This window comes from Kitasatospora sp. NPDC059160 (assembly GCF_042755465.1).
Lineage (GTDB): Bacteria > Actinomycetota > Actinomycetes > Streptomycetales > Streptomycetaceae > Kitasatospora.
Genome location: NZ_JBHZCN010000185.1, coordinates 1 through 9,641, shown reverse-complemented (window position 1 = coordinate 9,641; position 9,641 = coordinate 1). Strand labels below are relative to the sequence as shown.

Genomic DNA, 9,641 nt, shown 5'->3' with positions numbered 1-9,641 from the left:
GGCGGGCGGGGCGGCGTTGGGGTGCGTGCATCGCAAGGCGGAGGAGGGAGCCCAATGCAGCGCATTGGCGACCGACGACAACGCGGCGAGGCGCGCTTGTGCCCTGGGGGTACCTCCCGGCCGAAGGCTGGGGGAGCGTCGGCCCGCAGACGGGAGTTCGAAGACGGGCCCTAACCCTGGTCGCCCACGCCGCCCGTTCCGTACTCCGGGTGCCGGACCAGCCACGCCCCCTCGCCGCCCGTCGCGGCCTCGGTGGCGCCCGAGAAGCCGTAGTGGATCGGCCCGCCGTCGGCGGCGCCCAGCCAGCGGGCGTCCGCGAGCTGCACGGAGAGGGCGGAGGGGCCGGCCGGGGCGGGCTGCTCCAGCACCAGCTCGTGCGCGCCCTCGCCGGGGCGGAAGGTCACCGCGGTCTCGGTGCCGGGCCGGTGGCGGAAGGCGCCGCGGGCGTCCGCCCAGTACGCGGCCACCGTCACGGAGAGTGTGCCGTCCGGGCGGCCGGTGCCCGGCCGGACGTACTCCTCCTCGGGCACCCAGCGCGCGTGGTGCCGGAGTTCCTCGCCGGCCCGGCGCTCGTCCCAGCGCACCCAGTAGCCCGCGATCCGTTTGACGGTCATGGCCTCGCGGACGACCCGGACGGCGGTCCGTGCCGGGCCGACCGGGGCGCTGGCGGCGAGGGAGACCACCGTCACCTGTTCGTAGGTCACCTCGCCGTCGTCGGCGTACTGCTCCATCACCGGTGAACCACCTTGCCGGGTCGTCGGATCGGTCGCGCCGTCGGCCCGTTCGTCCGGGTCGCGGCCGCGTGGGACGAGCCTAGGGCGGCGGCGGGGCGCTCCGGGGCGATGCCGCCGTTCCGGCCCCGGGCGCCCGGTCGTCCGGCTACCCTGCGCGGCGCGGCCCCGCCCAGCCTCCTCCCGGCTGCGGATGTCAGTGCCCGGGGGCAGACTCGCAGGTGGCCGGGGTCCGCCCCGGGCAGCCCGGTCACTCTCCGTCGAAGGGCCCCACCTCATGCTCACCACCGACTTCCCCCTCGGCTCGCCCTGCTGGATCGACCTGGGCAGCCCGGACATCCCGGCCACCGCGGCGTTCTACGGCAGGGTCTTCGGCTGGACCTTCCAGGAGGTCCCGGAGACGGGCGGCTACGGCTTCCTCCAGCTGGACGGCAGGACGGTCGGCGCCCTCGGCCACCTCGACGGCGGCGCGCGGTCCGCCTGGACGACGTACTTCCGCACCGCCGACGTGGACGCGACCGTCAAGGCGGCCGAGCAGTCCGGTGCCACGGTCCGGGTCCCGCCGATGGACGTCATGCAGGAGGGGCGGTTCGCGGCGCTGACCGATCCGCAGGGCGCCGAGTTCGCGGTCTGGCAGTCCGGGAACACGGTCGGGCTGGACGCCGTGTCCGAGGACAACACGCTGGTCTGGTCGGAGCTGCACACCCGGGACCAGGACGGCGGATTCTCCTTCTACCACGGGCTGTTCGGCTGGCGGGTGGAGAACTTCGAGCCGTCCCCGGGGATGAACTACCGGGTGATCTCCACCGCCGAGGGCGACCAGCAGCAGACGAGCTTCGGCGGCATCGCCCCGACCATGCAGCCGGAGCAGCCCTCCGCCTGGACGCCGTACTTCGCCGCCAACGACGTGGACGCGCTGGTCACCAAGGCGACGGCGGCGGGCGGCTCGGTGCTGATGCCGGCCTCGGACGTGGAGAACGTCGGCCGGATCGCCTGGCTGGCGGACCCGAACGGTGCCCCGTTCGCGCTGATCAAGGGCGAGCCCCGCGAGTCGTGACCACGCGAGTCGCGACCACGCGTGAGGGCCCGCTGCTCAGCAGGAGCAGCGGGCCCTCACGCACGACGGATCACGTCACCGGACGGGGTGCCCGGCCTCCCGCAGCACGTTCTTGACCTCGCCGATCCGCAGGTCCCCGAAGTGGAAGACGCTGGCCGCGAGGACGGCGTCCGCGCCGGCCTCGACGGCCGGGGCGAAGTCGGCGAGCCTGCCGGCGCCGCCGGAGGCGATGACCGGCACGGAGACGGCCTTGCGCACGGCGCGGATCATCTCCAGGTCGTAGCCGTCCTTGGTGCCGTCGGCGTCCATCGAGTTGAGCAGGATCTCGCCCGCGCCCAGCTCGGCCGCCCGGCCGGCCCATTCGACGGCGTCCAGGCCGGTGCCCCGGCGCCCGCCGTGGGTGGTGACCTCGTAGCCCGAGGCGGTCTCCACGCCCTCGCCGCAGCGCCGGGCGTCGACCGACAGCACCAGCACCTGCCGCCCGAAGCGCCGGGCGATCTCGCGGACCAGTTCGGGCCGGGCGATGGCCGCGGTGTTGACCCCGACCTTGTCGGCGCCGGCCCGCAGCAGCTGGTTCACGTCCTCGACGGCCCGGATGCCGCCGCCGACGGTGAGCGGGATGAACACCTGCTCGGCGGTGCGGCGCACCACGTCGTAGGTGGTCTCGCGGTCGCCGGAGGAGGCGGTGATGTCGAGGAAGGTCAGCTCGTCGGCGCCTTCGGCGTCGTAGAGCTTGGCCATCTCGACCGGGTCGCCGGCGTCGCGCAGGTTCTGGAAGTTGACTCCCTTGACCACCCGCCCGGCGTCCACGTCCAGGCAGGGGATGACACGTACGGCGAGGGTCACGGCTGCTTGCCTTCCAGGGCTTCCAGGGTCATTGCCAGCCCGGTGCGGTACGCGTCGAGTTCGACCTCGACCATCATCCGGGAGTCGATCAGCCCGTCGACCACCACCATGGTGGCCACCGGGCGTGCGGCGTCGAAGAGTCGGCGGTGGGCGCGGCCCACCTCCTCGGCGTCGCGGGCGTGGGTGATGTACATCCGGGTGCGGATGACGTCGTCCGCGGTCAGACCGTACGCGGCCAGGGCGGAGAGCCCGACGCCGAACGCGGCGAGGGTCTGCCGGTACGGGTCGCCCTCGTGCTCGATCCGGCCGTTCACCCAGGCGGTGGTGCCGGCCACGTGCACGTGGTCGCCCGCGGCGACCGCCCGGGAGTAGCCGAACTCCTCCTCCCAGGGGGAGAATCCCGTGACCCGACCGCGTACGATCCGACCTTCCGTCATCCGGAAACCGCCTCCAGGGCCTCTTCGAGGGTGAACTTCTGCTCGTAGAGTGCCTTGCCCACGATGGCGCCCTCGACACCCAGGTCGACGAGACCGGCGATGGCGCGCAGGTCGTCGAGGGAGGAGACGCCGCCGGAGGCGACGACGGGGCGGTCGGTGGCGCCGCAGACGTCGCGCAGCAGCTGGAGGTTGGGGCCGGTGAGGGTGCCGTCGCGGTTGACGTCGGTGACGACGTAGCGGGTGCAGCCCTCGGCGTTCAGCCGCTCCAGGACGTCGAAGAGCTGGCCGCCGTCGCGGGTCCAGCCGCGGCCGCGCAGGGTGGTGCCGACCACGTCCAGGCCGACGGCGATCTTGTCGCCGTGCTCGGCGATGGCCTTGGCGACCCACTCGGGGGCCTCCAGGGCGGCGGTGCCGAGGTTGACCCGGGTGCAGCCGGTGGCGAGGGCGCGGGCGAGCGACTCGTCGTCGCGGATGCCGCCGGACAGCTCGACCTTGATGTCCAGCTGTCCGGTGACCTCGCGCAGCAGCTCGTAGTTGGTGCCGGTGCCGAAGGCGGCGTCCAGGTCGACCAGGTGGAGCCACTCGGCGCCGGCGTTCTGCCAGGCGAGGGCGGCGGCCAGCGGCTCGCCGAAGGAGGTCTCGGTGCCGGAGGCGCCCTTGACCAGGCGGACGGCCTGGCCGTCGCGGACGTCGACGGCGGGCAGCAGCTCAAGGCTCATCAGTAACAACTCTCAGACGTTCAGAGGGTGTTGACCCAGTTGGTCAGCAGGGCGGCGCCGGCGTCGCCGGACTTCTCGGGGTGGAACTGGGTGGCCCAGAGCGGGCCGTTCTCGATCGCGGCGACGAACGGCTGCCCGTGCGTGGCCCAGGTGACCAGCGGCGGGTTGATCCGCGCGCTGTGGGTCTCCAGCTCCCAGTGCCGCACGCCGTAGGAGTGCACGAAGTAGAAGCGGCTCTCCGGGTCGAGGCCGGCGAACATCCGGCTGCCCTCGGGCACGTCCACGGTGTTCCAGCCCATGTGCGGGACGACCGGGGCGTCCAGCGGCTCGACGGTGCCGGGCCACTCGTCGCAGCCGGGCGTCTCCACGCCGTGCTCGACGCCCTTCTCGAAGAGGATCTGCATACCCACGCAGATGCCCATGACCGGGCGGCCCCCGGCGAGCCGGCGGCCGATGATCCAGTCGCCGCGGACGGACTTGAGGCCGCGCATGCAGGCCTCGAAGGCGCCCACACCGGGGACGAGCAGGCCGTCCGCGGCCATCGCGGTGTCGTAGTCGGAGCTGACCGTGACGTTCGCCCCGGTCCGCTCCAGGGCGCGCTGCGCGGAGCGGAGGTTGCCGGAGCCGTAGTCGAGGACGACGACGTTCTTGCCCATGTTCAGGTGTCCAGTCTCTCTGCTACGGGTGTTACAGGCGCATGAGGCCGGAGCCCAGGCACATCACGGCCCCGATGGCCAGCACCAGGATGACGCCCTTCGGCAGCTTCTGCTTCCAGAAGGAGATCACCCCGCCCGCCAGGAAGAGGCCGACGAAGAGGAGGATCGTCGCGGTCTTGTTCACAGCGCACCCTTGGTCGAGGGGAGGATGCCGGCCGCGCGCTGGTCCCGCTCGGCGGCGTAGCGCAGCGCCCGGGCCAGGGCCTTGAACTGGCACTCCACGATGTGGTGCGCGTTGCGCCCGTACGGGACGTGCACGTGCAGCGCGATCTGCGCCTGGGCCACGAAGGACTCCAGGATGTGCCGGGTCATCGTGGTGTCGTAGGCGCCGATCATCGGCGCCATGCCCTCGGGCTCGGTGTGCACCAGGTAGGGCCGGCCGGAGAGGTCGACGGTGACCTGGGCGAGCGACTCGTCCAGCGGCACCGTGCAGTTGCCGAAGCGGTAGATGCCGACCTTGTCGCCGAGCGCCTGCTTGAAGGCGGCACCGAGCGCGAGGGCGGTGTCCTCGATGGTGTGGTGGGTGTCGATGTGCAGGTCGCCGTCGGTCTTGACGGTGAGGTCGAACAGACCGTGGCGGCCGAGCTGGTCGAGCATGTGGTCGTAGAAGCCGACGCCGGTGGAGATGTCGGTCTTGCCGGTTCCGTCGAGGTCTATCTCGACCAGGACGGAGGTCTCCTTGGTGGTGCGCTCGACGCGTCCGATGCGGGACATGAGGGGTTACAGCTCCTTGATCACTCTACGGACGGCGTCCAGGAAGGCGTCGTTCTCGGCGGGCGTGCCGGCGGTGACGCGCAGCCACCCGGGGACCCCGTTGTCACGGACCAGGACACCCTGGTCGAGGATGGCCCGCCACACGGCGTGGGTGTCGGCGAAGCGGCCGAACTGGACGAAGTTGGCGTCCGAGTCGGTCACCTCCAGACCCGTCGCGCGCAGCGCGTCCACCAGCCGGTCGCGCTCCTCCTTGAGCCGGCCGACGTACCCCAGCAGGGTGTCGGTGTGCTCCAGGCAGGCCAGCGCGGTGGCCTGGGTGACGGCCGACAGGTGGTACGGCAGCCGGACCAGCTGGACGGCGTCCACCACGGCCGGGTCGGCGGCCAGGTAGCCGAGGCGCAGCCCGGCGGCGCCGAAGGCCTTGGACATGGTGCGGCTGACCACCAGGTTGGGACGGCCCTCGATCAGCGGCAGCAGCGAGGCGCGGTGCGAGAACTCGACGTACGCCTCGTCCACGACCACCAGGCTGGGCCGGGCGGCCTGCGCGGCCTCGTACAGCCGCAGGACGGTCTCCGCCGCGACGGCCGTGCCGGTCGGGTTGTTCGGCGAGCAGATGAACACCACGTTCGGCCGGTGCTCGGCGATCGCCGCGAGGGCGGCGTCCACGTCGATGGTGAAGTCGTCGTTGCGGGGGCCGGAGATCCAGGCGGTGCCGGTGCCCCGGGAGATCAGCGCGTGCATCGAGTAGGAGGGCTCGAAGCCGAGCGCGGTGCGGCCGGGGCCGCCGAAGGTCTGCAGCAGCTGCTGGAGGACCTCGTTGGAGCCGTTGGCGGCCCACACCTGCGCGCGGGCGACCGGGAGGCCGGTGCTGCGGGTGAGGTACGCGGCGAGGCCCTCGCGCAGCTCGACCGCGTCCCGGTCGGGGTAGCGGTTGAGGTGGCGGGCGGCCTCGGCGACGCGCTCGGCGATCCGGGCCACCAGCTCCTCGGGCAGCGGGTACGGGTTCTCGTTGGTGTTCAGCTGGACGGGGACGTCCAACTGCGGTGCGCCGTACGGGGACTGGCCGCGCAGCTCGTCCCGGATGGGCAGGTCGTCGATGTTCGTCACGCGCCGGGAACCGTCCAATCGAACCGAGCCTTGACGGCGTCACCGTGACCGGGCAGGTCCTCGGCGTTCGCCAGGTTGACCACGTGCGCGGCGACGTCCGCCAGCGCCTGCCGGTCGTACTCGACGACCTGGACGCCGCGCAGGAAGGTCTGCACCGACAGCCCGGAGGAGTGGCAGGCGCAGCCGCCGGTCGGCAGCACGTGGTTGGACCCGGCCGCGTAGTCGCCCAGCGAGACCGGGGTCCAGCGGCCGATGAAGATCGCGCCGGCGTTGACGACCTTCGCCGCCACCGCGTGCGGGTCGCGGGTCTGGATCTCCAGGTGCTCGGCCGCGTAGGCGTTGACCACGACGAGGCCCTGCTCCAGGTCGTCGACCAGGATGATGCCGGACTGGCGGCCGCCGAGCGCCTCGGCGACCCGCTCGCTGTGCTTGGTCCGGCCGACCTGGGCGACCAGCTCGACCTCGACCGCGTCGGCCAGCTCCGGGGAGTCGGTGACCAGCACCGAGCCGGAGGTGGGGCCGTGCTCGGCCTGGCTGATCAGGTCCGCGGCGACGTCACTGGGCAGCGCGCTGTCGTCCGCGAGGACGGCGATCTCGGTCGGGCCGGCCTCGGAGTCGATGCCGATCCGGCCGGCGAAGAAGCGCTTGGCGGCGGCGACGTAGATGTTGCCCGGGCCGGTGACCATGTTCACCGGCGCGCACTCCTCGGTGCCCAGGGCGAACATCGCGACCGCCTGGGCGCCGCCGACGGAGTAGACCTCGTCCACACCGAGCAGCGCGCAGGCCGCCAGGATGGTCGGGTGGACGCGGCCCCCGAACTCCTTCTGCGGCGGAGAGGTCACCGCGATGCCCCGGACGCCCGCCTCCTGGGCCGGCACCACGTTCATCACCACGGAGGACGGGTAGACCGCCAGCCCGCCCGGCACGTACAGGCCGACCCGCTCGACCGGCACCCAGCGCTGGGTGACCGTGCCGCCCGGCACCACCTGGGTGGTGTGCCCGGTGCGGCGCTGGTCGGCGTGCACGGCCCGGGCGCGGCGGATCGACTCCTCCAGCGCGGCCCGCACCTTCGGGTCCAGCGTCTCCAGGGCCTCGGCCAGCTGCTCGGCGGGCACCCGGGTGGACTCCAGCCGGACGCCGTCGAAACGCTCGGTGATCTCGATCAGCGCCGCGACCCCGCGATGGCGTACGTCCTCGGCGATCGGCCGCACCTTCTCCAGGGCGGCCGCCACGTCGAACTCGGCACGGGGCAGCAGGGCACGCGGGTCGTCCAGCGAGCCGCGGAGGTCGATTCGAGAGATCACGCCACCCAGTGTAAGGAGTGGCCGGAACGGGTGGTCCCACATTTCAGTCCGTGATACGAAAGGCGAGACGACCGGGGGGACGGGGGAAACCATGGCGGAGAGCGCCCCGGAGGGCTGGACCGACACCGAACGGGAACTCTGGGAGGCCTTCCGCGAGGGCGAGGTCTTCGAGCGCAGATGTGGCCGGGACGACATCGACGACCCCTTCGGGGACAGCCCCTGGGGGCCGGAGCGGACGGTCGGCGCCGACGTACTCGCGCACCTGCTGCTGGCCGGGCCGCAACCCACCGCCGGGCGGGTCGCCTCGCTGCGGATGAGCGGGGTGAAGGTCACCGGCTCGCTCAACCTGGCCGGCGGCCACCTGGAACGGTACGTCGAACTGCGCGGCTGCCGCTTCGACCACAAGATCCTCATCTCGGAGGCCTCCGCCACCACCCTGCGGATGGTCGAGTGCGCGATCCCCCGGATCGAGGCCTCCCGGCTGTCCACCACCGGCGACCTCCACCTGGCCCGCTGCCGGATACCCGAGGGCATCCGGCTCACCGACGCCAAGATCGGCACCGACCTGCTGCTCAACCAGGCCGTCATCGGCGGCGACCGCTACGGCCGCGCGATCTCGGCCGACGGGATGACCGTCCACCAGGACCTCGAAGCCGAACGCCTGGAGACCCACGGCGAGTTGAGTGTCCGCACGGCCCGGATCGGCGGCCGCCTCTCGCTCCGCGGCGCCCAGCTGCACGCCGACCCGCAGAACCGCGTCTGCCTCAACGCCGTCCGGCTCAACGTCGGCCACACCCTCTACCTGACCAGCTCCGCCGACGGCGGCTGGTTCGGCTCCCGCAGCTACTACGGCTCCGGCTACGGCCAGAGCCCGGCGCCCGGCGCCCCCAGCACCCCGTTCCGCGCCTACGGCCAGGTGCGGCTCTCGGACGCCCGCTTCGACGCGGCCTGCCTGATCTCCGGCGAATTCCACCTGGAGGGTGACGACGAGCTGTCGCTGCGCCGCATCCACACCCCCGAACTGCGCTTCACCTGCGCCTTCCGGCCCACCGGCACGGTCTCGCTCTCCCGCGCCCGGGTCGGCAACCTGGTCGACCGCCCGGACTCCTGGCCGCTCGGCAAGCACCTGGGCCTGACCGGCTTCGTCTACGAGAACCTCCGCCCCGCCGCGGCCTTCACCGTCCAGCAGCGGATCGCCTGGCTGGAGGGCTCCGCGGTGGACTTCCAGCCGGAGTCCTACGAGCAGCTCGCCGCCGCCCTGCGCCGCGACGGCGCCGACGACGACGCCCGCGAGGTGCTGTACGCCAAGCAGCGCCGCCGCCGGGAGACCCTGCCGCTGCCCGCCCGGGGCTGGGGCCTGGTCCAGGACGTCACCGTCGGTTACGGCTACCGCCCCGGCCGCGCCGGCCTGTGGCTGCTCCTCGCCTGGGCCCTCGGCAGCGTCTGGTTCGCCACCCACGAACCCGCCCCGCTCAAGGCCGACGAGAAACCGCACTGGAACGCGGTGCTCTACACCCTCGACCGGCTGCTGCCCATCGTCGACCTCAACCAGGGCGCCTGGAACCCCGGCGGCACCAGCCAATGGATCGCCGCCGGCCTCGTCGTCGTCGGCTGGCTCCTCGCCTCCACCGTCGTCACCGGCGCCACCCGCCTCCTCCAACGCGGCTGACCGACGACTTCTGCGCAGGAAGTCGGCCAGACCGACTTCCCGCGCAGAAGCCCAAAAGCCGGGGCTCAACGACAAGTGGATCCCCCAGCCTTCCCGCCCCGCCGCGATGCGATCGCGGCGGGGCGAGCAAAACCGCAGCACGATCTTGAAATGGGCGAGAAAACCCACCCACCCACCCACAAGCACAATAATGCTCGGGCGCATAGGAAGCCGGGGAACAATCACTGGAAATCTCGGCATCAAGCCAAGTGAGTGATCAACATAAATGGGCGGGCCCGCGTGCAAGCACACGGGCCCGCCCAAATACTGGCTACCCCGCCCACCCGCCCCACCCCCAACAC

11 protein-coding genes are annotated in these 9,641 nt (G+C 72.4%); 2 read left to right on the top strand and 9 right to left on the bottom strand.

Going from position 1 to position 9,641, the window contains the following annotated elements:
* Window positions 1–170 precede the first annotated feature (170 nt).
* Window positions 171–734: a hypothetical protein gene (locus tag ACFXOZ_RS41000; RefSeq protein ID WP_380532507.1), complete on the bottom strand. Its 564-nt coding sequence runs from the start codon at window positions 732–734 to the stop codon at window positions 171–173.
* Between the two features lie 274 nt (window positions 735–1,008).
* Here ACFXOZ_RS41000 and ACFXOZ_RS40995 point away from each other — a divergent pair, with 274 nt between their 5' ends.
* The gene (locus ACFXOZ_RS40995; RefSeq protein ID WP_380532510.1) at window positions 1,009–1,788 is read left to right on the top strand and encodes a VOC family protein; all 780 of its coding nucleotides are present in this window, start codon (window positions 1,009–1,011) and stop codon (window positions 1,786–1,788) included.
* A gap of 75 nt (window positions 1,789–1,863) precedes the next feature.
* On the opposite strand, the gene hisF is transcribed toward ACFXOZ_RS40995, so the two are convergent.
* Genes hisF through hisD form a run of 8 tightly spaced genes read right to left on the bottom strand, consistent with a single transcriptional unit; the run spans window position 1,864 to window position 7,631 of the window.
* On the bottom strand, window positions 1,864–2,634 hold the full coding sequence (gene hisF, locus ACFXOZ_RS40990) for an imidazole glycerol phosphate synthase subunit HisF (protein WP_380595132.1): 771 nt from the start codon (window positions 2,632–2,634) through the stop codon (window positions 1,864–1,866).
* Complete coding sequence (locus ACFXOZ_RS40985; protein ID WP_375893334.1) at window positions 2,631–3,071, bottom strand: RidA family protein; 441 nt, start codon at window positions 3,069–3,071, stop codon at window positions 2,631–2,633. The genes hisF and ACFXOZ_RS40985 overlap by 4 nt, the downstream gene beginning before the upstream one ends.
* The gene (gene priA, locus ACFXOZ_RS40980) at window positions 3,068–3,793 is read right to left on the bottom strand and encodes a bifunctional 1-(5-phosphoribosyl)-5-((5-phosphoribosylamino)methylideneamino)imidazole-4-carboxamide isomerase/phosphoribosylanthranilate isomerase PriA (protein ID WP_375893442.1); all 726 of its coding nucleotides are present in this window, start codon (window positions 3,791–3,793) and stop codon (window positions 3,068–3,070) included. The genes ACFXOZ_RS40985 and priA overlap by 4 nt, the downstream gene beginning before the upstream one ends.
* Window positions 3,794–3,810: 17 nt before the next feature.
* A complete protein-coding gene (gene hisH, locus ACFXOZ_RS40975; protein WP_380595130.1) occupies window positions 3,811–4,446 on the bottom strand; it encodes an imidazole glycerol phosphate synthase subunit HisH in 636 nt (211 codons plus the stop codon).
* Window positions 4,447–4,477: 31 nt separating this feature from the next.
* On the bottom strand, window positions 4,478–4,630 hold the full coding sequence (locus ACFXOZ_RS40970; RefSeq protein ID WP_188302392.1) for a hypothetical protein: 153 nt from the start codon (window positions 4,628–4,630) through the stop codon (window positions 4,478–4,480).
* Window positions 4,627–5,220, bottom strand: a complete 594-nt coding sequence (hisB, locus tag ACFXOZ_RS40965; protein WP_380595128.1) for an imidazoleglycerol-phosphate dehydratase HisB — start codon at window positions 5,218–5,220, stop codon at window positions 4,627–4,629. The genes ACFXOZ_RS40970 and hisB overlap by 4 nt, the downstream gene beginning before the upstream one ends.
* A gap of 6 nt (window positions 5,221–5,226) precedes the next feature.
* The gene (locus ACFXOZ_RS40960) at window positions 5,227–6,327 is read right to left on the bottom strand and encodes a histidinol-phosphate transaminase (protein WP_380532516.1); all 1,101 of its coding nucleotides are present in this window, start codon (window positions 6,325–6,327) and stop codon (window positions 5,227–5,229) included.
* On the bottom strand, window positions 6,324–7,631 hold the full coding sequence (gene hisD / locus ACFXOZ_RS40955) for a histidinol dehydrogenase (protein ID WP_375893326.1): 1,308 nt from the start codon (window positions 7,629–7,631) through the stop codon (window positions 6,324–6,326). The genes ACFXOZ_RS40960 and hisD overlap by 4 nt, the downstream gene beginning before the upstream one ends.
* A 91-nt stretch (window positions 7,632–7,722) precedes the next feature.
* On the opposite strand from hisD, the gene ACFXOZ_RS40950 reads away from it, so the two are divergent.
* Window positions 7,723–9,300, top strand: a complete 1,578-nt coding sequence (locus ACFXOZ_RS40950; protein WP_375893325.1) for an oxidoreductase — start codon at window positions 7,723–7,725, stop codon at window positions 9,298–9,300.
* Window positions 9,301–9,641 lie beyond the last annotated feature (341 nt).